Below are 23,219 nucleotides of genomic sequence, written 5' to 3'. Positions count from 1 at the left end.
GCAAGCCGCTGCGCGTCTACGTTAAAAAAAAAGAGTTTTGACCTTAACTGAACCGTATTGATCTTTAATCCTGTAATTAGTTCAGATGGAAGGCTGTAAATCTAATGGTTCGGATGGAATTATATACATCAATTCTGCGCTTTCAGGTTTTACTTCTGTGGATGGAGTTAATTTTAGCCAGTCATGAAAGCTGATTCCTAGTTGAGAGATTGCTTGTACTTCTGTTTGGTAAGATTCAAAACGGCGATTCGTTTCAATCATAGATTCCATGACTTCAAATACTTGTGGAAGACGTTTGTAAGCTTCTTGCTTCAAATCATTTTGACTCGGACCAAACCAACCTCCTTGAACCTCTACACGAGTTAAAATTGCTGCTGGCAATGAATCTAACCATTTGCTAGAATCTTGTGCCATCTTAAACAAATTCTCTCGTTGCAAATCAAAGACAGCATTTTCATCCAAAGTTGGGTCAATCCATTGGTAAATCCGTGTTAGTCTTCGCAAATTAATCTGGCCTTTGAACTCAGGTTGTAAATATGCTCCTGGGTTAGAAGTTAGCAAAAGGTCAACATATTTTTGAATTCGAGAACGAATAACTTTAGCCCCTTCTTGGAAGCGGAGAAGTGCTGTTTCATGTTCTTCTAATTCTAAATAGCAACGTGCTTCAGCTAGGTAAGCTAAAGATAAAGTTAGCAAATACTCATCAGCAATTTGGCTTTTTTGCTCGATTTCGCTATCAGTATATTCAGCGTAAATATGTTCTGCTTCCAAGAAACGATTAATAGCTTGTAAGGCGCTACTTCTACGATTTTCAAGTTTGGTCATCGTAAAGGCATTAATAGCTAAATCAAGCGCAGCACGAAAGTTAGCGTAAAAACTAAGGTCGATTTTACGATTAATCTTGTTTAACAATTCTTGTGCTTGTTGTAGCCTTTCTTCTAGTTCTTTGAGACGCTGGGAGATGACAGCAAAAGCCATCACAGATACTCCAAGATTAAGCACACTAGCAGCAGTAGTTATTTGTAGAATTCCTTGATGAAGTTGTAAAGTTTGACCAAGTTCTCCTAATTGATTTTCAATTCCACCTAAACGTCCGTTGACATCAGCTAGTCCTTTTCCTGAAATAGCAGCATTAGCGACTGTTGCAACTAAATTAGCCCCTGAAACAGCTATATTGCCTAAATTTACTTGTTCAATTCCACCTAAACGTCCGTTGACATCAGCTAGCCCTTTTCCTGTAACAGCTGCATTAGCCCCTGAAGCAACGAGATTTGCACCTGAGAAAACAAGGTTAAGTAAATTGTTAGGGGAACAACTTCGTGCTGGAACTAAAGGATTATTCGGTTCTCTTAACCAGGTAACAATATGCTTGCTCGCTGTATTTATAATTACACCCCCAACCCTTTCTAAAGTTCCATCTTGTAGCCCTTTGACAATCCAACTAGCAAGTGTAAAGGTTACTGTCAATGGTATAGTCATAATCTTCTTTTGATTGCAAAAATATCTACTCTTTACTCAGTATTCCCCCATTGATATGTTGTCTAACAATTCAGCTAATACTAATGGGAGCTCTATTCTGTCTAATAACGATCGCTCTTTTAAAAAACGTCAAAAAAATATGGCGATCGCCCAAATATCATCTCAGTCAAACACAGTTACAATAAGCAGAGATTAAATCCCTTTTGGAAAGTTAAATGAATCTTTTTGTTAATTAAATAACGATCGCTACTTTTAAAAACCTCAGAATGATTAAACAAACCTCTAAGGAGAAAGTGATCGCTATTCTAAATCAACTCGATTAACTAACAGCAAAATCTGTATATTTACGAACAGATGGTAACTGAAAACCTAAAACAATATCCTCTTTTGGGACACCTAATTCAACCAATTCATTAGCAATTCCTACTTCTGTGCCATCCTGCTGAATCCAAATTTTTTCGTCAATAATATCTAGATGTAGAACAGGCCCATAGATACGGTTTTGATTACGCCAACCTACATAAACTAGTTGATAATGGTCGTGTTCTGTATCAAAAATTGTCTGTGCTTGAATACGATTATCCCAAACAATATTAGCGTGTTCTTGAAGCAAATTCTTAATATATTGTCGATATTTGTCTAGCTTTGCCATTCTTCTATCGCCTCCTGTTCAATATTATAAATTAGTAAACAGAGTTGATTAGTTTTAATAACAGATTGGATAAATGGAAGAATAAAAAAATCATTATAAACAGTACTAGGAACTGCTAAATATAAAGTGCGACTGGCTTCTTGCTCTAGTAAAGCAATTCGGTAAATAATAAATTGTCCTAATGCAGCATAAAGCTCTGTGATTTTTGAAGGACTCAAAAAACTTTTAATTTCAACAGCTATTTTTTGTCCTTGTCTTTCGGCTGCAATAACTTTTTCTGCTCCTAAATCAATATATAGCTCAAGGGTTCCTGCTTGGAGTGTATAAGGATCGTGAGTGATTAACCAGCCATCTTTCTCAAGTGCTGTTTTGACAACTGTATGAAAAGCATCTTTAGCAGACACAGGTGTAATTCCAATTTATCGCGGTACTTGATTTAAATATTTCCATTTCAATAATATATTGCCAATCTAGTGAAATTTTTTTTAACCCAATAAATAGGTTGCTACGAATAAGCCTAACTCGTAACGGTCTTCATTTGTTATAGATACTCATTGCAACTTGTAGAAATTCCCTTACTACAGGCTTTATATCTTCTTCCCGCCAAACTATAGCCGTTTCTACTAATGGTGTTTTCTCCTCGAAACTACGATAAACTACACCAGTTCTTTGAAGATTTTGTAACGAAGACGGCACGAGCGCAATTCCCATTCCTGCTGAAACTAGCCCGATAATTGTCTGCATTTGAATCGCTTCTTGAGTGACTTTCGGGCTAAAATTTCCTTGCTGGCAAAGGCTTACAATTTGGTCGTAAAGTCCAGAGCCTAAATGCCGAGGGAACATGATAAAGTTTTCGTTGATTAGCGATCGCACTGAAATCTTTTCTCGTTCAGCTAAGAAATGAGTTTCTGGTAAAGCGGCAATTAAAGCTTCTTGCTGAATGCACTTTTGATTGAGCGTGTTGTCTTCCAATGGTGGATGAGCAAAGCCTACATGAATGCGGCTCTCTTGTAGCGATCGTTCTTGCTCAGTTGTAGTTAATTCCTGCAAAATCAACTCTACTTCGGGAAACTGTTCTCGAAATTGTCGCAAAATTACAGGAAGCAAATTATAGGTTACCAAACTAGTAAACCCAATTCGTAATTGTCCCTTTTCACCTCTGCCAATTTTTTGAGTTAGCTCAATTGCTTTTTGGAGTTGAGCTAAAAGTTGATAAGCTTCTTGCAAAAATACTTGTCCAGCTTCGGTTAATTGCACCTGTCGCTTGGTTTTGCGCTGAAACAGTTCTACTCCCAATTGCGCCTCTAGTTGCTGAATTTGCTGGCTTAACGGCGGTTGAGCAATATGCAGTCGTTCGGCGGCTTTACTGAAGTGTAGTTCTTCAGCCACAGCGATAAAGTAGCGCAGATGTCGCAATTCCATATAAGGGATAGAAGTGAAACGCAAAGGGGAGGCAGCGTGTTGCGGGGGTTCCCCCCGTTGTAGCGACTGCCGTCGCGCAGAGGTAAGCGCAAAGAGGCGCAGAGGTTTTAGAGAATTTGCGATAAAAATTTGCGCGTTCTTTCTTCTTTAGGGTTGCTGAAAAATGTTTCTGGGGTAGCTGACTCGACAAGAGTACCGCTATCCATGAGGATAACTCGGTCGGCGACTTCGCGGGCAAATCCAACTTCGTGGGTGACGACTACCATTGTCATTCCATCGCGGGCGAGACTTCGCATTACATCTAAAACTTCCCGTACCATTTCTGGATCTAAGGCTGAGGTGGGTTCATCAAACAACATAATTTTAGGTTGCATCGCTAAAGCACGAGCGATCGCTACCCGTTGCTGTTGTCCGCCAGATAACTGTCCTGGATATTTGTGCGCTTGTTCTAAAATACCTACTCTTTCTAGTAGTTTCATCGCCGATTCTTGAGCTTGTATTTTTGGCGATCGCCTTACCCAAATCGGCGCCAAAGTAATATTTTGCAACACAGTCAAATGGGGAAATAAATTAAACTGTTGAAATACCATTCCGACTTCTCGGCGAATTGCTTCAATATTTCGCAAGTCGTGGCTTATAGTAATACCATCAATTTCAATCCTTCCTTGTTGGTATTCTTCTAAAGCATTGAATGTGCGAATGAAAGTAGATTTCCCAGAACCAGAAGGCCCCATTAAAACTACAACTTCTTTACGATTTACCCTCAAACTCACACCTTGAAGAACGTGGAATTTGCCATACCACTTGTGAACATTTTCAGCAATAATTATCGGTTTTTCTTCTGTTGTTGACACAGATATGCACCTCAGTTTATTTTTTATAATTTCCTTACTACTGATTTAACTGTTTTTCTAAACGCCGAGAAGCCAAAGACATTGAATAACAAAATACCCAGTAAATTAATCCAATAAATAGATAAACTTCTGCATAGCGACTAAGAAATTCTGGTTGGGCCAAGATAGAACGGGCAATACCTGTGAGTTCTATTAATCCCAACAAAGATAAAAGCGAAGTATCTTTAAATAAACCGATAAATTGTCCAACGATCGCAGGAATCACCGCACGCAAAGCTTGGGGCAAAACAATTAATAAAACCACCAAAGCTGTGTTTAATCCTAATGCTTTAGCAGCTTCAATTTGCCCTCTTGAAATTGATTGAAGTCCACCGCGTACATTTTCTGCCATATAAGCAGCACTAAATAAAACCAATCCAGCAATTCCTCGTAATACGCGATCTAAACGCACATCTGCTGGCAAAAATAAGGGAAGCATTACCTGAGCAAGGAACAAAATGCCAATCAATGGAACTCCTCTAATGATTTCAATGTAGAGGATAGAAAACCAACGCACGACCGGTAAATCACTTGTTCGTCCCAAAGCCAGTAAAACGCCAATGGGAAATGAAAGCACAATACTAACTGCTGCCATTAGTAGGGTAAGTAGTAAACCATTCCACAAGTTAGTTGGTACAGATTGCAATCCAAATCCACCGCCAATTAACCACAGAATTATGGGGAAACATAATAACCATAATAGGCAAAGCCAAGGAGTTAGTACTTTAGCAAATCTTCTTCCAATCCCAAAACCTGCAAATATTAAAACTCCAATTAATAGTAACTGCAAGCGGTAGATAAAATCTAGCGGTAAAATAACTAAAAAAACACCAATTATAAATGTAAAAAAAGCAATTTTGCGTTTTGTTAACTGTTGCTTGCTAAAGAATACACCCCCAGTAATAGCGGTTAAAATTGCAGCGATCGCCAGTACAATCCAAGGTCGCCAATATAGTGTTTGAGGAAATCTACCAACTAAAAATAAACGTAAATTAACCTGAATTACTGCCCATTGTGCTTGAGTCGTTGCCCAATTTATCACTTTTTGTGCTATCCAAAACAACAATACCAAAGACACAACAGTTAACAAGCTGTTGTACCAAGTACTGAATAGATTTTTACGTAACCAAATCAATTTTTCATTTGTCATTAGGTTATTTCTCTCCTATCTCCTCACCTTCTCATCTCTCTTTAATTTGCACGGTGCGATTAAACAAATTCATTACTAGAGAGATACTCAAACTTAGTATGAGATAGGTGAGCATAATTAGTAATATTACTTCTACGGCTCTGCCAGTTTGATTAAAAGTTGTGGAAGCGACAAAATAAATATCAGGGTAGCCGATCGCGATCGCTAAGCTAGAATTTTTCGTTAAGTTCAGATATTGACTCGTCAACGGTGGAATAATTACCCGCAAAGCCTGGGGAAAAATTATCAGCCGCATCACCAACCCTGGTTTTAATCCTAGCGATCGCCCTGCTTCCCATTGTCCCTGAGATACTGAGCGAATTCCACCTCGAACGATTTCGGCAATAAACGCACCCGTGTAAAAAGTTAACCCCAACAATAAAGCGGAAAACTCTGGTGATAGAGTAAACCAAGGCAGTTCTAAACCACTTTGACTCAGGCTAATAAAACCCCAAAGGGATATTTTATTTTCTGTTTTCGGAAAACTAAGAAAAACAGCAAAGTACCAAAATAATAATTGCAGCAGTAAGGGCGTATTACGGAAAGCTTCCACATAAACCATTGTGATATTCCGTACCAGCCAGTTGTCAGAAAGTCGGGCAATTCCAGCAGTGATACCCACAATTGTGGTGAGAAAAATTCCGGCGATCGCCACTCGCAAAGAGTTAATTAACCCTACCCATAAAGCACGGCTATACGTATCTGTTGGTTTGTAGCTAATAGGCGTTTCACCAATAACAAAAGAAGCTTGTTGCTTGAGAAAATCAAATCCAAACTGAATGCCCAATTGCTGCAAATTTCGGTTGAGATTTTCCCACAATATTACGACTATAACTACTATTAAAAATACTGCAAAAAATTGCCCAACAATTTTCCAAATACGGTAATCATTAGTCATTAGCCATTGGTAATAATAATTCAAACTTTACTAGTCCCTAGTTTCCAATCCCCAGTCCTAACGGAAGGGTGGAGAATAAAGTAGTCCGCCTTTATTCCAGAGTTGGTTTTGGCTGCGAGGTAGATTCAGTTTTGTTTTGGGGCCGAGGTTGCGATCGTAAATCTCACCATAGTTGCCGACGTGCCTAATTACTCGTGCTGCAAAGTCATTTGTTAAGCCGAGTCCTTCACCAAGGTTGCCTTCTGTTCCTAAAAAGCGCTTAATATCTGGGTCGTTACTAGTGGCAAATTGACCTACATTCTCAGAAGTAATGCCCAACTCTTCAGCTTTTACCAAAGAATAAACCACCCACCTGAGGGTATCACTGAGTCTGGTGTCTCCTTTAGCAATTGCTGGTGCAAGGGGTTCTGAAGAAATCACTTCTTCAAGAATCACATTGTCTTCTGGTTTGGGTAGGGTTATGCGCCGAGAAACCAACGCCGAGCGATCGGCTGTGATGCCATCGCAACGCCCTTGAGCATAGGTGGCAAAGGTAACATTAACGTCTTCAAAGACAATCTGTTTATAAGTGATGCCTCTTTTTCGCATTTGGTCTGCTAAGTTTTGTTCGGTAGTAGTGCCAGTTTGAACACAAATAGCTTTATCTTTCAAATCTGCCAAGGATTTAATATTGCTATTTTTACGAACCATAATGCTTTGTCCGTCGTAAAAGACCACGGGTGCAAATTGTAGACCAACTGAAGTATCACGACTTAGAGTCCAAGTAGTGTTACGGCTAAGAACGTCTACTTCCCCAGTTTGCAAGGCTGTAAATCGTTCTTTGGCATTGAGATTCCGAAATTCTACTGCATCTGGTTTGTCAAACAAAGCGGCTGCCATTGCCCTGCAAATATCTACATCTATACCGCTGTATTTCCCGTCAGTTCCCACAAAGCTGAAGCCTGGAATTTCACCACTCACACCGCAAATTACCTGACCGCGGCTTTTAATACTATCCAAACGATTTCGAGTTGCTGGTACTGGTGGATTATTTGGATTACTACCTGGGCTGCTGGCTGTATTTGTTGTTTGCCCTGACCCTCCACCACAAGCAGTAATGGCAAATATTAGAGGGGCGATCGCTACAATGAAACCTGATTTATGCATAAACTTCATACTTACTAGACAATAAAAATGTATTATTCACTACAATTATTTTAGTAAAAACAATTTATTGCTTGTCATATAAAACTCTACCAGCCTCTGCGCTATATTTATTCACCTTTCAAAGCGGTAGTTGGTGTTTTTAGTGATTTTGAAAAGCTTGGTATCGTTTGGATAAATTCTTTCAATTTAGCTTCAAATTTGCATTTTTATTTAAAATTCTCTCAGCATACTTAATAGCAATCTATTTATCAAACCTGGAAGATAATACTAAAATCTCACTGATACCAATTCTATATTTTCCACTGCCTAAGAGTTGGTAAAAAAGAATTATCGCATCTTTAATAATGGACAAAAGATTCTCAGAAAAAATGTTCACACGCCAGCATGAAAATCTATTTTTTTCATCTCCAATACCCCATGAAGCCACTTGCTACTCTGCGGGTTCTCCGAAGGAGTACAAGTCGGCAATGGCTAATACAGTGGCTCCCCTATGCCCAATGTCCCATGCCCTATTTACTATAAGTAGCCATACTAACTCAAACAACTACCACTCGCAGGTTAAACTAGGTCTGGTAACAGCTGCTCCAGCATTCCTTATGAGGCTTTTATGGGAGCTAACCTCAAACAAATTGCCAAGTATTTAGATAACCTTGGTTGGGACTATCGTTTTGATGATGAAGAAGACCGGATTATAACAGGTGTAGAAGCAGATAACTTAGAAGATTTTCTAATAGTTGTTCAGTTGGATGAAGAAGGAAAATTTTTTCGGGTATTTGCACCTCAAGTTCTGGCAGGAATTCAAGACCATCCTCACAAGGGAGCTATCCTACAGACAATGCTTGCCATTTCCTGGGAAACGAAAATGCTCCAATGGGAGTATGACCCATCTGATGGTGAAATCCGTGCCATTATTGAGTTCCCTCTGGAAGACTCAATTCTTACAGAAAAGCAATTTCACCGTTGTTTGAGTGGATTAATTCAGATTGTCGATGGCATAGCGATCCCTCGCCTGAAAGAAGTTATGGCGACAGGTCTCGATCCGGGAAATATAGAACTTGGAGAAAGACTATTACTTAGTATCCAGGAAGAAGCCCCAGGATTGCTAGATTTACTGGAGAAGGCAATGGAAGCACGAAAAAAACGAGGAAGTTTTCCCAACGAGTGAGACGGATCGTTACTGAAATAGCTATACTCCAAAGTGATACCCTCACTATATACTGAAATTTTCTGGGGCTGGATATTATGACATCCTATGCAACCTCCTCTGCTAAAGCGGAAATGAGTGAACTCCGGCGGTTGAAAGGCTTACTACCGCCAGAATTGCAGAGCTGGGTCACGGTAGAAGGCACCACTGAGGTCAATCCACCCCTGATCCGCTGCGAAGAAATTGGTAAAGACCAAGTAGAAATTCAAATTGACTTGGTGAAATGGGACACCCTCGCAATGGATCAGCGTAATCTGCTGTTCTGGCATGAAGTTGCTCGCGTTCAAAACGACACAATTCCCAAAGATGGCTGGGAAATGGCAGCACTAGCCATCGGTTTAGGTGGTGCTGTCGGCGAATTGTGGGTACAAGATGGATTGCTTTTGGTGTTAGCTTTAGCGCTGTGTGGCGTGTCAGGCTGGCGATTGTATCAAAAGAACAATGGGGAAAAGCAACTAAAAGAGCTGCTCAATGCTGATGAAAAAGCGATCGCCTTGGCAACTCGTTTTGGTTATACCCTCCCCAACGCCTACAAAAGTCTTGGTAGCGCCTTGAAAACCCTGATTGATAACACTCCTAGCAAGCGTCAGCGCTCTAAATACGAAGCAAGGCTCTCTGCCCTCAAACGCAGTGCTAATAAAGCAAAAGCTAAGTCCAGAACGATGGACGAAAGCGCACTGTAGCAACCAGAAAGTAGGTTGGGTGGGCGATACCCACCCCTAAAAATATCTCAATAAGTAAATCCAAAATCTTTTAGCTTCAGCAAAGCTGCTTTTTGATAGCTAGCAACTTTATTGCTCGATAAAAGCTTAATAAAAATTAATATATTTTTTTAGCTAATAAAATTTCATATAAATTTATTTTGACTTTCACGAAATCTTTAGTAATACGTAGATGTAGCAGCAAGTTTTACAGTTGATTGAGCATTTTATGTGTCTGGGGTATTACCCGCACTTGTTTGAGAGACTGTTTCATCAAAGCTTGCCACATCAAAACTCGATCTGGTGTAGGGGCAAGTACAGGTATTGGAGAAAATTGTTCAGACTCTGCTAAAGGCGTAACAGGTTGTAAAAATACTGGTATATCTGGACTGATATCTGCCACCAATAAAGCTGAACGTTCCAATTCAGCGGGATCTGTGTTTTGAGACACAATTATCTTGACAAAAACATTTAAATATGAATCGTGACATAATTGGAGAGATTTTGCATGTTCTTGCCAATGACTTTCGCCGCTAACACTGGGCAATTTGAAATCCATTCCTACAGAGTCTAAGTAGGGGAGAATCATTGCCAATTGTTCTGGGCGGTGTCCGCCAGTTTCTAAATATATAGGTAAGCCAGTTATGTCTCGCACTTTGGGTAGAAACTGAGTTAAAAATGGAGCATGAAGAAGTGGTTCGCCCCCAGTTAAGCTAATGCTATCGTGTAAGGAAGGTAGATTTTGCCTTTCTACCCATTCAATTAATATGGGTAATGGGACAGGATTAGAGTAAATTTCAAAGTCGCGCAATCCAGGCGATCGCTCTATCCGGCAACTAACAGGTGCATTCCAAGTGTGGGCACTATCACAAAAGTGGCAGCGCAAATCACACAAAGCAAAGCGAATAAAAATCTGACGAGTCCCTACATTCAGTCCTTCCCCTTGAATGGCAGAGAAGACCTCAACCAGGCGTGCGGTAGGTGTAACCGTAGTTTTAGCAATCATTTGATCCAAGCAACGCGATCGCATTGCGTCGGCACAACAGCAAGAATATTTTTTAGCTTCTTGTTCTATTGTGAATCGTCGCTGGCGATTGACAATCTGAGAAAGAGCAAATAGTAATTAGTCCTGATTACTGTTAAGTAATTTTCAAAGGACAAAATAATGTTTGGCAGATTACATTATACATGGCAACGAAAGTGCAGAGCTTCATGACTAGCCAACCGACAGAGGTCGATTTTCCAGTTCATTCCCTAAACGACACGGTTATAGTGCAGGTTCCCACACGGTTGAGCGTGCTGGAGGCTTTAGGCTTTAAGCAAACCTGCCAAGGCTTAATCCAACCCAATTCATATCTCAAGCAAATTATCATTGACTTTCACCAAACTACTTTTATGGATAGTAGTGGTTTAGGTGCCTTGGTCAGTAATTTTAAATACGCCCAGGCTGAAGGTATTGCATTCAGATTGCGTAATGTAACACCTCAAGTGATGGCAGTTTTAAAACTCACAGGATTGGATCAAGTCTTTCCCCTAGAGTCTGTAGACAATGGGTCGCTAATAGAACAACAAGACCTAATGGATAATCGGAGGACAACTTCTCGTCAAGTCGAGCAGTTACCCAAGACTCATCCTTCTGTGGCATCTTGGATGAAACGGTTCTTAGATATTATAGGGTCAATCGTTGGGTTATTAATTACAGGAGTTTTGTGTATTCCCATTGCGATCGCTATTCAAATTAACGATCCAGGCCCCATTTTCTTTAGTCAAACCCGCTGCGGTTGGATGGGAAAACGGTTTAAAATTTGGAAATTCCGCTCTATGTGTGTGGATGCGGAAGCAAAAAAATCTGAAGTTAAAAACCAAGTGCAAGGTGCATTTTTCAAGAACGAAAATGACCCCAGAATTACCAAAGTGGGGCGTTTTTTACGGCGAACTAGTCTTGATGAACTACCTCAGTTTTGGAACGTCCTTAAAGGAGAAATGAGTTTAGTCGGTACCAGACCACCCACACCCGACGAAGTGGAACGCTACGAAGTACCGGAATGGCAACGTTTAGATGTCAAGCCCGGCATGACTGGCGAATGGCAAGTAAATGGGCGGTCTACAGTCCGGAGTTTTGAAGATGTAATTCGCCTAGATTTGCAGTATCAAAAAAATTGGAGTTTGGTGTACGATTTAAAGCTAATTTTCAAAACTATAGCGATTCTGTTTAACAAAAACAGTGGTGCTGTTTAGCTAATTACCCTTATTTACAATTTTTTGCTAACTCGCAATTCTCACGATAATTGTTAAATACACCCAAGCCCGAAATGAGCTTGGGTAAATTTTTAGATTTACTTAATTGAGATTTTGGATTTTGGATTCAACACAGTTCAATTAAGTATCTCTTCCTTTTGTTTCTCTCTGTGCCCTCTGCGCCTCTGTGGTTCGTGAAAAAAATTAGCTTCAGGACTTAGAGATAAATCGAACCGCAGAGGACGCAGAGGACACCGAGAAATAAGAGTTTCAGAGAGTTCTGAATATAAGTCCTAAAGGTGTAAGTTTGTAGATTTTGAATTATTCAATCCAAAATCCAAAATCTAAAATTCGCTAATGGCCTGTATGAGATTATCCCATCGCCTTCTGAACACCAACTACTTCAACCTGCTGCACTTCTGGCAACAAACGCTTGACGCCTTGCTTCACAAAGCCCTGCAAAAAGCCAATTTGTTGATTTTGCCCAAATACCTTTTGCAGAGTTTCTCGCAATTTCTCCAAATTCAAATTAGTTCCAGAATCTACTGCTATTTCTTGTTGTTGGAAATATTCAACTAAACTCAATCCTGCAACTCTGGTTAGATAAGCTGCACTTACTCCCTGCACCAAACCACCAGCAACAAAGGTAACAGCATTACTTTTGAGAACAGTACCAATAGCCTTGGTAGAAAGTTCAACTAAACCGAGTTTCAGCATCAAGCTTCCCATTGTTCCGGCTACGGTTTGTGCCTGTTCTAGGGAAAATTTCTGCTGATAAATCTTACCCAAATCCATTACCATCTGAGCATTAATGGCCGCAGTCGCCAGAATATCAAGTGCTGGTACTGGGTTAGCAAAGGCAGCAGCAGCAGCTATCCACTGATATTGTTCAATAATTGGGGTGGCGCGATCGCATCTGATTCCATTGAGCCAGTTTTTCGCTTCAGCTTTCAACACACCGGCTTTCCTGATGGTAGTTATCCAAACTAGCCGTTGTTTTTGCTGTGCCAAAATTTCACTAAACTGCTGGGTTAATTGCTGGATATCTGGTGCTGGTTGTTCCATCCACTCTTGCACAGAACCATCAGCATCATGCTTTCGGACTTTGACGGGGATGGGAGAGGCCGCAGTTGCAACTACATTTCCTAGCATCCGCTGTTTTAATGACAGCAGGACGCTAGCACGTTCATCGGCTAAATACTGGTCTTGTTTGTTAAAAACCAGCATTGCAGGCTGATTTGCTGCTTTTAACTGCTGTAGAGTTTGAAATTCTGTATCTGTCAAATCGCCGTTTGTCAAGAACAGCACAAAATCAGATTTTGCCACTTCTGCTAAAACAGCTGCATCTGAATTCTCACCTGCTTCTCTAAACAAAGGTGCAGTCTCTTGTAGAGAAAGATTTTCTGTCTGTAGATTTTTTTCTAACACTTGAATTAAAGTGCTTTTACCAACAGATTTACCACCAGTCACAGCCACTTTAATTTCTTGCCTGTCTAATTCCCACCACAATTGGGCAACTTGTTCTCTCAGCGTCTCTAATGCCCTATGGTTTTCTGCTTCTTGTGCCAGTTGGTTAATTACAGCTTCAGCTTTAGCGATCGCACTTTCCACAGTCGCCCGATTTACAACCATACTATCTAGCTGTTCTAAATTGTCTTTTGGGCGATTTTGTTGGAATAACCACAAACCACCGCCAACAGCTAAGGCGCTCAATAAACCAAACTCACCCACCTGCATTATTGAATGATGCCAACTTTGTAACATCCACAGAGAAAAGGACAGTCCCAATCCTCCCACTAAAATTGGTCGCTGCAACTTCACAACCATGACTCTCCGCGCTTTTTGGATGGCTATTTCTTCCAGAATAGATCAAAATAAAACAAAAACTCCCCAATCTTTACCGATTGTAGGAGTTTTGCATTATCTTCAATTTGGTGGCGGGAAGTGGATTTGAACCACTGACCTTCGGGTTATGAGCCCGACGAGCTACCAGGCTGCTCTATCCCGCGTCGCTCTTGACTTTTCTAGTCTAACTTAAAGTCAAGAGTTTGGCAACTACAAAAACGATAATTCTCCAATTACTTCTAAACGCTTGTATTTTCCTAAGGTGACAAACTTCTCACTGAGGCTTTCGGCGGCGCTGGGACTAATCCAACCCATTTGTTGGAGTAAGTGAATCGCAACGGCGTGTTTTGCGCGTTTTGCCCCATCCATAACTTTAATTGCTAATCCCATACCTTCACCGAGTCTACCGATACACTGCACTCCTTCAGCCCCAGATTTGCTCACCAGTTCCCCTGGAGTTAAACGCATTAGTTCCGTATCAAATTCTCCATCCCCTGCTACCATAGCTGGGTGATGAGTCATGGCACGGACAATGCGCTCCATATCCAAGTTGCTACTAGAGGCTAGGAGGGCGTATAAAGAGGCCATTTGACCGAGTTGCATCAAATAAGTCGGTGCGCCGCAGTCATCATGGGCGCTGATAAATTCCTCTGCTGGCATTCGTAGCAATTCTGCTACTTTGCCTAAAATCAACTGCTGTATTGGGTGTTTGCGTTCCAAGTAGTTATTTAAAGGCCAATGGCGTTGCTGACAAACAGCTAGCATCCCAGCATGTTTCCCAGAGCAATTGTATTCCAGAGGACTGCGCTTACCTTCAGGAATTGGACACTGGAGTACAGTGGGGTCAAGATCCGCCCGCCAAAGGATGTTAAATACCTGTCTGACTTGCTCTATTGTTCCTTTATGGGAACTGGTGATAATTGCTAAATCGCGATCGCTGAGGTCATAGCGTTCCAGTGTACCTGTAGTAGTGACTGCGAGTGCCTGAAATGGTTTGAGTGCTGAACGAATAAATGCAGCAGTTTCAGAGTTTCCGGCCACGGTTAAAACCCGTCCGCGTTCGTCGCATACAACAGCCTGGACTATATGCTTGGATTCAATGATACCTTCACGCAGCAACCGGACTTCCAGTGCTGTGGCTTGAGTTCGTTTTCCCATTGTCATGGGTTTATTTTTATCACTTTTTTATTATTAGTCATTGGTCATTAGTCATTAGTCATTGGTCAATACCCTATGCCCCATGCCCAATGCCCAATGCCCAATCACTGTTTACAACAAATGCCAAACTATAGTACCAATAACGAACATTCCCGCCAAGCCAGCAAAGGTAAATTGCAACCGTCGTAGGATAGGTTTAATTTCGTATGCCACAATTAAGCGATCGCGATTGAGGACTTCTTGTGGTTTTGTCCAGGTTTGACCGTCGTACCAGCCTGACTCTTCATAGAATACTGTGCCAGAGCAAAGGCGATCGCACACGTAAAACCAGCCTAAATACAACCTTACCACGGCCAGCAATACGCCAATACTTGCCCCTCCTGCACCACAGAGAATAAAATGGGCAAAATACTTTTGTGGGGGAAAACTTGCTGCTGCCACAGGGCCAGCTACTAACCAAGATAAACCCCAAATCCAAAGTATTTTCGTGATATACTCCCGCCAATGTAAAGTGCTATCACGAAACAACCAAGAACCTTTTAACTGTTCGTATTCATTGAGCGGTTGTTGGTCTGCGGGAACTGGGCAATTTGAAACTGAAGACCTAATCATGTTGGCTTACCCCCACCCTCATCAGATTCTGGAAGGGAAATACGTTCTGCATGAATCCAGAACGCTTCTAAATTATAAAACTCCCGTTCCTTGGGCATCATGATGTGAACGATCACTTCACCGTAATCTTGTAGTACCCAACTCCCCTCGGCTTTTCCTTCCGTCCTCAAGGGGCGTCGCTGTAACTGTGTTTCGACTTTTTCTTCAATTGCTTGAGCGATCGCCCTTACCTGTACCCTAGAATAACCAGTCATCATCACAAAATAATCTGCTAGGTAAGATACGTCTGCTACTCTGAGCAATAAAATATCACCAGCTTTGCGATCTGATGCAGCTTCAGCAATTATCGCAGCTAATTTTCCGCTTGCTTCTTCTATTTGGGTGGGGTTTCTCAGCACACTCTTTGTTAGTGGGACAGATTGTAATGGGAAATTTCCTTGGAAATAATCAGTCATTAAACCTCAGGTGCTTTCTTCCTTTTGAAACAATTGTTTACATTTACTTAACAAGTAACAAACAATCGATCTGAAAATGTGTCAATGGGTTTTTTTGAATACTAACAAAAAAATAGGTGTCTATGGAGGCTAGCTTGAAAAAGTAGTAGGGAATGGGGAGTAGGGACTAGAGACTGGCAAGAAATATTTTCATACCACCGTTGTGTAATTTATTGCATGACCGTCTAGCCTGAGAATCCGAATTAAAAATTAGGATGCGATTAGTTCTCGCCTTTATAGGAGTATTACAAATCTTGCTTTGCAGCACATCTCGTTCATCGCATTAATTTTGCAGGCTTTAAAATTTTCCGTGTCTTCGTTTGAGCTTTCAACTCTCAAAATTTTTCCGCCAGACAACTAGACTTTAGGTCGTCTATTAAAATTTACGATACAAGAGAACGCACTCATACCCGATCTCCCAAAAGTCTGATTAGCGTAAATCACTATTTGGTGTTTGGGTATACCAAGCACCTTTGTTACTTTTTAAATAAAAAATTTATATTCCCACGGTTTGAATTGAATGAAGTGAAGCTGTGGGATTTTTGATTCAATACCAATGCAGCTAAAAAATTGCTTCTGTATTGAAATTACTAAGTAAAATTTGATGCGGTTAAGCTCTTAAACTCTCTGTAATTAATATTTTGACATCAACCCTACAGGAGGTGCAAATACAGCGGATTTCAGCTTGGTAAAGTACAAATCCTAACTTCCAAAGCTATGACTACAGACTGTTTTACTTCTGAATTCTGCTGTATGCAACGTAACTCCACTGCCGTAGATTAAACTTCTTGTTTGGTAACTATTGTCGAGTGAATTGCTCTACGATTTGCGATTAATGAGTAACACAACGACTCATACTGATTTAAAGCTTGGTCAAAAGCATACTGCTCAACGGCATATTGCCGACTTTTATAACCCAGAGTTTTAACTTTTTCAGGATTTTGATACAAGTCTAAAATTGCCATTGCTAAAGCTTGGGGATCTTCTGGAGGAACGATAAGTCCACCACCACTTTGCCTGATAGCCCTTGCTGCCGTCCCATTATCAGGCACAGAGGCAACTAAAGCCCGTCCGCTAGCAAGTAGCACCTGAATTTTTGACGGCATATTGAAGGATATAACATTTTTCTTTTGCACCACTAAACCAACATCCGCAGCGGCCAACATTTCTGGTAAATTTTTGCGGGGTTGAAATGGCAGTAGCAAAACATTATCTGCACCACAGTCTAAACATTCCTCTTGCAGTCGCTGTAAACCTTTTGCCTCCCCGACAATGACAAAGGCAATATCTGAGATGTGGCGCAACACAGAAGCAGCTTTGACAACGCTTTCTAAGCCTTGAGTGAGGGCAATGTTACCAGAATAAAGTACTACAAATTTACCATTTAGGTTATGCGTGGTGCGGAAAGGGTTATTTTCTTGAGGCAAGGGGCGAATAAAATTGACATCAACCCAGTTAGGAATTTGCACAATTTTGTTAGCTTCTACACCCTTAGATCGCAAATTTTCCACAAATCCATCAGCAATGACGCTAATTTTACTGGCACTGTGGTAAGCAAATTTTTCCAATAATGTAAACAACTGGATGAGCAATTTATTTTTAAGTAAACCTACGTGAACAGCTGCCTCTGGTAATATATCTTGTAGATTTAAAATTACAGGGCAAGCACGTAACCATCCTAAAAGAGCGACTGGTACACAGCTTGGTAGGGACGGTGAGGTGGAAAGGATAACATCTGGACGCCAACCCATTAGGGCTGGTACAAAACTAGTGACAACAAAACTAGCATCTAGCAAGACTCGATCTAGTAAATTAGGTTGTGGACGAATCCAAACATAACTACGTTGGATTTCAACACCATTTTTGTATTCTGTGACATACCACTTGCCCCGATATTCCTGGTAAATTTGACGCTCAGGGTAGTTAGGCATGGCAGTAACTACGCGCACTTGGTGTCCCCGCTTTGCTAGTCCCTCTGCTAATTCAGTCATTAGTGGGGCAATACCTATTGGTTCTGGGTGATAGTTGTATGAGTAAATTAAAATTCGCATAGAAAATTAGTCTGAAGTACCCCGGTTGTTTATTTAATGACAAAACTTGTCTTAAATATCTCTGGCAGCTTGGAAACTCCCATATTTAATTGTGGCTTCAGAGTGTTTTTATGTCAGGGATTTTCCTTAAAGATTGAGTAAACTTTTATATTGAATTCTTAGGAGGTAGGAGAATAATTTTTACCCGTTAATAGAGGATTTCAAGTGTTTACTTCTGACTGGTACGTAAGTAAAAATCCCCAATTTTAGAATATTAGTATCAATATTTCATAATAATAGTGATTGAATGAGCGATCGCCCTTGTATTTTCTCTTTTTTTGCTGGTTCAGGTTTCCTAGATTTGGGTTTTGAAACCAGTGGATTTAACATTGTTTATGTTAATGAAATTTTTTCTCCATTCATGGCAGCATACCGCTATTCACGGCAGGTTCTTAATCTAGGCTTGCCGGAATACGGTTATCATCAGGGTGAAGCAGGGGACGTAAGTAAACTTACGGAAGATTCACAAGCACAACGCATTTACGAGTTAGTCAAAGACTGCCGTAAATTTAATGATATTGTTGGCTTTATTGGCGGGCCTCCCTGCCCTGATTTTTCTATTGGAGGAAAAAACAGAGGATATTTAGGAGATAATGGCAAGCTTTCGGACTCTTATGTGGAATTAATTTGTCAAAATCTTCCAGATTTCTTTTTATTTGAGAATGTTAAGGGTTTGTGGAAGACGAAAAAACATCGTTTATTTTTTGAATCACTGAAGCAACGATTACAACAAGCGGGATATATATTAACAGAGCGCTTAATTAATTCTTTTGAATATGGTGTACCCCAAGATAGGGAAAGAATTATTTTGATTGGATTCCAAAATAATTTTCTCAATAATATAGCAAGAGAATTTAGTAGACAAGAGTTTCTAAATAAAGAGATTTTATCTTGGGAAAATCACATTTTATACGAACGAAAAAATGTTTTTGCTTACCCTTGGCCTAAGCGCGATTTCTTCCAAGAAAATTCTCTTATGCCTTGTCCTGATAATATTCCTCAAGAATTAACAGTTGAATACTGGTTTAGAAAAAATAATGTCCTAATACATCCCAATGCTAGACATTATTTTCAACCAAGGGCTGCTATCACAAAATTTGCTCTTGTTGATGAAGGAGATGATTCTAAAAAATCTTTTAAGCGCCTTCACAGATGGCGCTATTCTCCAACAGCTTGCTATGGTAATAATGAAGTCCATTTACATCCTTATAAAGTCCGACGAATTTCTGTAGCCGAAGCTTTAGCCATTCAATCTTTGCCTGCAAATTTTGTACTTCCAGAGAATATGTCACTGACCAATATGTTTAAAACTATTGGTAACGGTGTACCATATTTAGCATCGAAAGCATTAGCTCAAACTATTATTAAGTTTTTAGTAAGTGACGTAAAAAATACTGTTGATATTCTTAACCTTACTGGCACTTAATGTCAACTTAAATACTTGCATTAATTATGGGAGATCTGCACAAATATCATCCCAGATTCAGTCAGCAACTTATTTTCAGGATAAACTCGTAATAAATATGGTTTAATATATATATATAAGAAATGTTTTAATTTTTTATAAACTTTAATAATCAATCACTGGCAGAAGACACGATGGCAGCAGACTATCCAGACATTGATATTGCGCCATTTATCGAGCACGCCCTGTTAACGCCAACTGCGACTCCAGAGCAAGTTGAGCAATGGTGTGAAGAAGCATACAGATTCAATTTTGCGGCCGTTTGCCTATACCCCGTCTATGTCAAACAAGCAGTTGAACTCCTCCACGGTAAGAACCCAAAAGTCTCTACAGTGATTGGTTTTCCCACTGGTGCGACGACTTCAGCAGTCAAGTTGTATGAGGCTCAAGAAGCAGCGGAAAGTGGGGCTAGTGAGTTGGATGTGGTAATCAACTTGGGCTGGTTGAAAGCTGGCAAAACGGAACAGGTGCATCGCGAGATTGCCGAAATTTGCGAGGAGACTGGAAAAACTGTGAAGGTAATTTTGGAAACTAACCTTTTGACAGATGCAGAAAAAAAAATAGCTGCTGAAATTTCTATGGATGCAGGAGCAAGTTTCTTAAAAACCAGTACTGGTTGGAATGGTGGTGCTACAGTCGCAGATGTGCGACTTTTGAAGGAATTAGCAAAAGAAAGGGTAGGAATTAAAGCTTCAGGTGGTATTCGTACTATCAATCAAGCTCTAGACTTAATCGTAGCAGGTGCTACTAGATTAGGGACATCTCGCGGTATCGATTTGATCCGCCAGCGCGATAACCTGGAAAAGGGTAAATAGTCATTTGTCCTTTGTCTTTTATCGTCTGTCATTTGTCCTTTGTTTATTTACTAATGACTAATGACCAATGACCAATGACTAATGACTAATGAGTAGAACCTACAAAGCAACCGGAATTAATCTTAAAACCCAGGCGCTCGGAGAATCGGATAAAATAGTGACAATTTTGACACCAGAATTCGGTCTAGTTCGAGCAGTAGCTCCAGGGGCACGCAAGCACAACTCCAGCTTGGGCGGTAGGAGCGGTATGTTCGTTGTGAATGAACTATTGATTGCTAAGGGGCGATCGCTTGATAAAATTACCCAAGCACAGACGTTAAAAACTTATCCAGGTCTAGCCAAAGATTTGGGAAAATTGGCTGCGAGTCAGTATTTAGCAGAAATAGTGCTGTGTCAAGCTTTGAGCGAACAACCCCAAGAAGAACTTTATGAGCTATTCAATGAACATCTCCATCGATTAGAGGTGTTACCTAGTGGAAATACATCTGGTGTTTTAGCTCATCTGGCTCATGGGGTGTTTCACCTTTTAGCCCTAGCAGGGCTAACGCCGCAAGTCCAAATTTGTTGTTTGTCTGGGCGACCCTTGAGGCCAGACTTTACAGACCCCAACTGGCAGGTAGGATTTAGCAGCCCTGCGGGTGGAACAGTTTGTTTAGAAGCTTGGAAAAGTTTGCGAAGAGATGGAGAGATAGAGAGATGGGGAGATGATGGAGAAATAACCAATGCCCCATCCCCCATACCCAACGCCCAAACAGTTGTTGTCCATCGGCAAGAAATACCTGTAATTTCCAGTCGTCCTGGTGCAATGGAACTAGCTTTGCTTCAACATCTATCGCAACCAGAGATAATGCAAATTGATCGTGCTAGAGATGAAAACTGGTTATCTGTTGAGCAGATTTTACGCCAGTATGCTCAGTATCAATTAGGCCGCCCTATTCGCTCTGCTACCTTGATCGACTCTTATTTTGCTGCCAACCATGATGCAATCGTCTGATTTGGATACAAAAATTCTACCTTTATCACCAAGCCTGATTAAAAAACAGAATAGGGCATCAGACCAGACAGTAACTAATCACCTGAGTGCCGTCTCTAAGTCTACACCTCATCAAATAAATGACCAAGAAATGTCCCCAAAAGATGTTTCTAAAAGCGATGGTAGGAGGACAGAAGAAACACCAAAAACTCATGTTCCAAGTCAATCAGAAGCACCAAACCAAGACCCATTAACCAATGGTCAAGCTGATAAAAAGAATGATAGCGGTAATGGGCTAGACCTACGAAATGGGAAGGATTTACCAGGAAACATTATTCCAGAAACAGAACCGCCGAAATTAGATGGGGCTGGATCGGAGAATGGAAAACAGCTGGGGTTTGTGCCAGTCTTAAAAAACTTTAATTTCCTGGCTCTTTGGGGCGGTCAAGTTTTTTGCCAACTAGCAGATAAAGTTTATTTGGTCTTAATGATTGCTTTGATTAATACTCAGTTTCAGGCTGGGAATCAGAGCATTAGTGGATGGGTATCAGCTTTAATGATGGCTTTTACTATTCCAGCAGTATTGTTTGGTTCTGTCGCAGGTGTGTTTGTAGACCGCTGGTCGAAAAAGGCTGTGCTCGTGGCTACGAATGTTTGGCGCGGTATCCTGGTTTTGTCAATTCCCTTTCTGTTGTGGTTGACTCATGATTGGAGACCTATAGGAGTTTTACCAGTAGGTTTTTTAATCATTTTGGCTGTGACTTTTTTAGTTTCCACACTGACGCAGTTTTTTGCACCAGCCGAACAAGCAGCAATTCCTTTAGTAGTAGAAGAACAGCATTTACTCTCGGCTAATTCGCTATATACAACAACAATGATGGCATCGGTAATCATTGGGTTTGCTGTTGGAGAACCGTTATTAGCGATTGCTGATAGACTTTGGTTGCAGTTTAGTGGTAGTAATGGTTTGGGGAAAGAACTTTTAGTAGGTGGCAGTTATGCGATCGCTGGAATCATTTTGTTTCTGCTGAGAACTAACGAAAAACCTCACGCACCCGAAACCGAATTTCCTCACGTATTCTCTGATTTGCGAGATGGTCTATCTTACCTCCAAGCAAATCATCGTGTTCGTAATGCTTTACTCCAGCTAATTATCTTGTTTTCTATCTTCGCAGCTTTAACTGTTTTAGCTGTTCGGATGGCAGAAATAATTCCCAATATGAAAGCCTCCCAATTCGGCTTTTTACTTGCAGCAGGTGGTGTCGGCATTGCTGCTGGAGCAACAATTCTCGGCCAATTTGGTCAACGCTTCTCCTATAAACAGCTAAGCCTGTGCGGTTGTTTTGGTATGGCGGCCTCGCTGATTGGTATTTCTGTGTTTACAACACATTTGTGGATAATTTTGTTACTGATTACCTTGTTAGGGATATTTGGCGCACTAGTCGGCATTCCTATGCAAACTGCGATTCAGACAGAAACACCTCCAGAAATGCGTGGTAAAGTTTTTGGTTTACAGAACAATGTAATTAATATTGCTCTGTCTTTACCTTTGGCATTAGCTGGTGTAGCAGAAACTTTTGTAGGCTTACAGGTAGTTTTTTTCGGATTAGCGGCGATCGCTTTTTCAGGAGGAATATTAACCTGGTATAACTCACATCAGTAGTTATTAACAGGAGAGATTATTAATTACCTTGAAATAATTACTAATTTTCTTAAAAGTTTTGTGTTCGTGTTAAACTAAGGCCAGTCAAAATTTATCGCATACTTGCCGCATATAAATCTGACGTTATGCAGAATAAGTTGTTTAAATATAACAAATTAACAACTTATAACTAGAATCAATACAGCCATAAATTTACCAGTTTAATTAGCTAAAAAATTAGCTTTTTGAACTAATTTTTGGCGTATATTTTCTAACAATAATAAAGCAGCAAGTATAACACGA

The 23,219-nt window shown here is 40.5% G+C and carries 21 protein-coding genes and 1 tRNA gene; 7 read left to right on the top strand and 15 right to left on the bottom strand.

The genetic code is table 11. The features are described 5' to 3' along the window. Window positions 1-81: 81 nt before the first annotated feature. The 8 genes from H6H03_RS08405 to H6H03_RS08370 all read right to left on the bottom strand — a co-directional run bounded on the left by H6H03_RS08405 (window position 82) and on the right by H6H03_RS08370 (window position 7,679). A complete protein-coding gene (locus tag H6H03_RS08405) occupies window positions 82-1,479 on the bottom strand; it encodes a hypothetical protein (RefSeq protein ID WP_190954680.1) in 1,398 nt (465 codons plus the stop codon). A gap of 319 nt (window positions 1,480-1,798) precedes the next feature. Then, on the bottom strand, window positions 1,799-2,131 hold the full coding sequence (locus H6H03_RS08400; RefSeq protein WP_190954679.1) for a XisI protein: 333 nt from the start codon (window positions 2,129-2,131) through the stop codon (window positions 1,799-1,801). Continuing rightward, entirely contained in the window at window positions 2,119-2,535 is a 417-nt protein-coding gene (locus tag H6H03_RS08395; protein WP_190954678.1) for a XisH family protein, read from the bottom strand. The genes H6H03_RS08400 and H6H03_RS08395 overlap by 13 nt, the downstream gene beginning before the upstream one ends. 130 nt (window positions 2,536-2,665) lie before the next feature. Further along, window positions 2,666-3,553, bottom strand: a complete 888-nt coding sequence (locus H6H03_RS08390; protein WP_190954677.1) for a LysR family transcriptional regulator — start codon at window positions 3,551-3,553, stop codon at window positions 2,666-2,668. A gap of 107 nt (window positions 3,554-3,660) precedes the next feature. Beyond that, window positions 3,661-4,407 (bottom strand): amino acid ABC transporter ATP-binding protein, encoded by a 747-nt coding sequence (locus H6H03_RS08385; RefSeq protein WP_313931813.1) that lies wholly within the window; start codon window positions 4,405-4,407, stop codon window positions 3,661-3,663. Window positions 4,408-4,444: 37 nt separating this feature from the next. After that, window positions 4,445-5,596 carry an amino acid ABC transporter permease gene (locus H6H03_RS08380; RefSeq protein ID WP_190954676.1) on the bottom strand — a complete coding sequence of 384 codons (1,152 nt, stop codon included), beginning with the start codon at window positions 5,594-5,596 and terminating at the stop codon, window positions 4,445-4,447. Between the two features lie 31 nt (window positions 5,597-5,627). Next, a complete protein-coding gene (locus tag H6H03_RS08375; protein ID WP_190954675.1) occupies window positions 5,628-6,533 on the bottom strand; it encodes an amino acid ABC transporter permease in 906 nt (301 codons plus the stop codon). Window positions 6,534-6,590: 57 nt separating this feature from the next. Further along, a complete protein-coding gene (locus tag H6H03_RS08370) occupies window positions 6,591-7,679 on the bottom strand; it encodes an amino acid ABC transporter substrate-binding protein (protein WP_190954674.1) in 1,089 nt (362 codons plus the stop codon). 607 nt (window positions 7,680-8,286) lie between these two features. Here H6H03_RS08370 and H6H03_RS08365 point away from each other — a divergent pair. Further along, window positions 8,287-8,844 (top strand): hypothetical protein, encoded by a 558-nt coding sequence (locus H6H03_RS08365; protein ID WP_099070206.1) that lies wholly within the window; start codon window positions 8,287-8,289, stop codon window positions 8,842-8,844. A 77-nt stretch (window positions 8,845-8,921) separates the two neighbouring features. Continuing rightward, window positions 8,922-9,566, top strand: a complete 645-nt coding sequence (locus tag H6H03_RS08360) for a DUF3318 domain-containing protein (protein WP_096536933.1) — start codon at window positions 8,922-8,924, stop codon at window positions 9,564-9,566. A gap of 226 nt (window positions 9,567-9,792) precedes the next feature. On the opposite strand, the gene H6H03_RS08355 is transcribed toward H6H03_RS08360, so the two are convergent. Further along, window positions 9,793-10,590, bottom strand: coding sequence for a 7-carboxy-7-deazaguanine synthase QueE (locus H6H03_RS08355; protein WP_190954673.1), 798 nt, complete (start codon window positions 10,588-10,590; stop codon window positions 9,793-9,795). Window positions 10,591-10,772: 182 nt separating this feature from the next. On the opposite strand from H6H03_RS08355, the gene H6H03_RS08350 reads away from it, so the two are divergent. Continuing rightward, on the top strand, window positions 10,773-11,822 hold the full coding sequence (locus tag H6H03_RS08350; protein WP_190954672.1) for an anti-sigma factor antagonist: 1,050 nt from the start codon (window positions 10,773-10,775) through the stop codon (window positions 11,820-11,822). Between the two features lie 372 nt (window positions 11,823-12,194). On the opposite strand, the gene H6H03_RS08345 is transcribed toward H6H03_RS08350, so the two are convergent. The 6 genes from H6H03_RS08345 to H6H03_RS08320 form a co-directional block, all read right to left on the bottom strand. Then, window positions 12,195-13,649, bottom strand: a complete 1,455-nt coding sequence (locus tag H6H03_RS08345) for a YcjF family protein (RefSeq protein WP_190954671.1) — start codon at window positions 13,647-13,649, stop codon at window positions 12,195-12,197. A 105-nt stretch (window positions 13,650-13,754) separates the two neighbouring features. Further along, window positions 13,755-13,831: transfer RNA gene (locus tag H6H03_RS08340), tRNA-Met, on the bottom strand. Window positions 13,832-13,877: 46 nt separating this feature from the next. Further along, the gene (locus tag H6H03_RS08335) at window positions 13,878-14,831 is read right to left on the bottom strand and encodes an asparaginase (RefSeq protein WP_185564983.1); all 954 of its coding nucleotides are present in this window, start codon (window positions 14,829-14,831) and stop codon (window positions 13,878-13,880) included. Window positions 14,832-14,936: 105 nt separating this feature from the next. Further along, entirely contained in the window at window positions 14,937-15,437 is a 501-nt protein-coding gene (locus H6H03_RS08330) for a CGLD27 family protein (protein WP_190954670.1), read from the bottom strand. Beyond that, window positions 15,434-15,892 (bottom strand): ribosome silencing factor, encoded by a 459-nt coding sequence (gene rsfS / locus H6H03_RS08325; protein WP_190954669.1) that lies wholly within the window; start codon window positions 15,890-15,892, stop codon window positions 15,434-15,436. Before rsfS ends, H6H03_RS08330 begins: the two co-directional genes overlap by 4 nt. Window positions 15,893-16,710: 818 nt before the next feature. Next, on the bottom strand, window positions 16,711-17,982 hold the full coding sequence (locus H6H03_RS08320; protein WP_190954668.1) for a glycosyltransferase family 4 protein: 1,272 nt from the start codon (window positions 17,980-17,982) through the stop codon (window positions 16,711-16,713). A gap of 286 nt (window positions 17,983-18,268) precedes the next feature. Here H6H03_RS08320 and H6H03_RS08315 point away from each other — a divergent pair, with 286 nt between their 5' ends. From H6H03_RS08315 to H6H03_RS08300, 4 genes are all read left to right on the top strand, one after another. Then, on the top strand, window positions 18,269-19,447 hold the full coding sequence (locus H6H03_RS08315; RefSeq protein WP_190954667.1) for a DNA cytosine methyltransferase: 1,179 nt from the start codon (window positions 18,269-18,271) through the stop codon (window positions 19,445-19,447). 173 nt (window positions 19,448-19,620) lie between these two features. Continuing rightward, a complete protein-coding gene (deoC, locus tag H6H03_RS08310) occupies window positions 19,621-20,301 on the top strand; it encodes a deoxyribose-phosphate aldolase (RefSeq protein ID WP_190954666.1) in 681 nt (226 codons plus the stop codon). Window positions 20,302-20,389: 88 nt separating this feature from the next. Beyond that, entirely contained in the window at window positions 20,390-21,295 is a 906-nt protein-coding gene (recO, locus tag H6H03_RS08305; RefSeq protein ID WP_190954665.1) for a DNA repair protein RecO, read from the top strand. Beyond that, the gene (locus tag H6H03_RS08300) at window positions 21,282-22,937 is read left to right on the top strand and encodes an MFS transporter (RefSeq protein ID WP_190954785.1); all 1,656 of its coding nucleotides are present in this window, start codon (window positions 21,282-21,284) and stop codon (window positions 22,935-22,937) included. The genes recO and H6H03_RS08300 overlap by 14 nt, the downstream gene beginning before the upstream one ends. Window positions 22,938-23,219: the final 282 nt, after the last annotated feature.

Origin of the sequence: Nostoc paludosum FACHB-159, from assembly GCF_014698835.1 — a bacterium.
In the GTDB taxonomy this organism is placed as follows: domain Bacteria; phylum Cyanobacteriota; class Cyanobacteriia; order Cyanobacteriales; family Nostocaceae; genus Nostoc; species Nostoc paludosum.
This window is presented reverse-complemented; position numbering and strand designations above follow the sequence as displayed.

Excerpts from the sequence above, each read along its gene's own strand:
- H6H03_RS08405 (WP_190954680.1), bottom strand. The coding sequence starts at position 1,479 with ATGACTATACCATTGACAGTAACCTTTACACTTGCTAGTTGGATTGTC.
- H6H03_RS08400 (WP_190954679.1), bottom strand. The coding sequence starts at position 2,131 with ATGGCAAAGCTAGACAAATATCGACAATATATTAAGAATTTGCTTCAA.
- H6H03_RS08390 (WP_190954677.1), bottom strand. The coding sequence starts at position 3,553 with ATGGAATTGCGACATCTGCGCTACTTTATCGCTGTGGCTGAAGAACTA.
- H6H03_RS08380 (WP_190954676.1), bottom strand. The coding sequence starts at position 5,596 with ATGACAAATGAAAAATTGATTTGGTTACGTAAAAATCTATTCAGTACT.
- H6H03_RS08375 (WP_190954675.1), bottom strand. The coding sequence starts at position 6,533 with ATGACTAATGATTACCGTATTTGGAAAATTGTTGGGCAATTTTTTGCA.
- H6H03_RS08370 (WP_190954674.1), bottom strand. The coding sequence starts at position 7,679 with ATGCATAAATCAGGTTTCATTGTAGCGATCGCCCCTCTAATATTTGCC.
- H6H03_RS08365 (WP_099070206.1), top strand. The coding sequence starts at position 8,287 with ATGGGAGCTAACCTCAAACAAATTGCCAAGTATTTAGATAACCTTGGT.
- H6H03_RS08360 (WP_096536933.1), top strand. The coding sequence starts at position 8,922 with ATGACATCCTATGCAACCTCCTCTGCTAAAGCGGAAATGAGTGAACTC.
- H6H03_RS08355 (WP_190954673.1), bottom strand. The coding sequence starts at position 10,590 with ATGATTGCTAAAACTACGGTTACACCTACCGCACGCCTGGTTGAGGTC.
- H6H03_RS08350 (WP_190954672.1), top strand. The coding sequence starts at position 10,773 with ATGGCAACGAAAGTGCAGAGCTTCATGACTAGCCAACCGACAGAGGTC.
- H6H03_RS08345 (WP_190954671.1), bottom strand. The coding sequence starts at position 13,649 with ATGGTTGTGAAGTTGCAGCGACCAATTTTAGTGGGAGGATTGGGACTG.
- H6H03_RS08335 (WP_185564983.1), bottom strand. The coding sequence starts at position 14,831 with ATGACAATGGGAAAACGAACTCAAGCCACAGCACTGGAAGTCCGGTTG.
- H6H03_RS08330 (WP_190954670.1), bottom strand. The coding sequence starts at position 15,437 with ATGATTAGGTCTTCAGTTTCAAATTGCCCAGTTCCCGCAGACCAACAA.
- rsfS (WP_190954669.1), bottom strand. The coding sequence starts at position 15,892 with ATGACTGATTATTTCCAAGGAAATTTCCCATTACAATCTGTCCCACTA.
- H6H03_RS08320 (WP_190954668.1), bottom strand. The coding sequence starts at position 17,982 with ATGCGAATTTTAATTTACTCATACAACTATCACCCAGAACCAATAGGT.
- H6H03_RS08315 (WP_190954667.1), top strand. The coding sequence starts at position 18,269 with ATGAGCGATCGCCCTTGTATTTTCTCTTTTTTTGCTGGTTCAGGTTTC.
- deoC (WP_190954666.1), top strand. The coding sequence starts at position 19,621 with ATGGCAGCAGACTATCCAGACATTGATATTGCGCCATTTATCGAGCAC.
- recO (WP_190954665.1), top strand. The coding sequence starts at position 20,390 with ATGAGTAGAACCTACAAAGCAACCGGAATTAATCTTAAAACCCAGGCG.
- H6H03_RS08300 (WP_190954785.1), top strand. The coding sequence starts at position 21,282 with ATGCAATCGTCTGATTTGGATACAAAAATTCTACCTTTATCACCAAGC.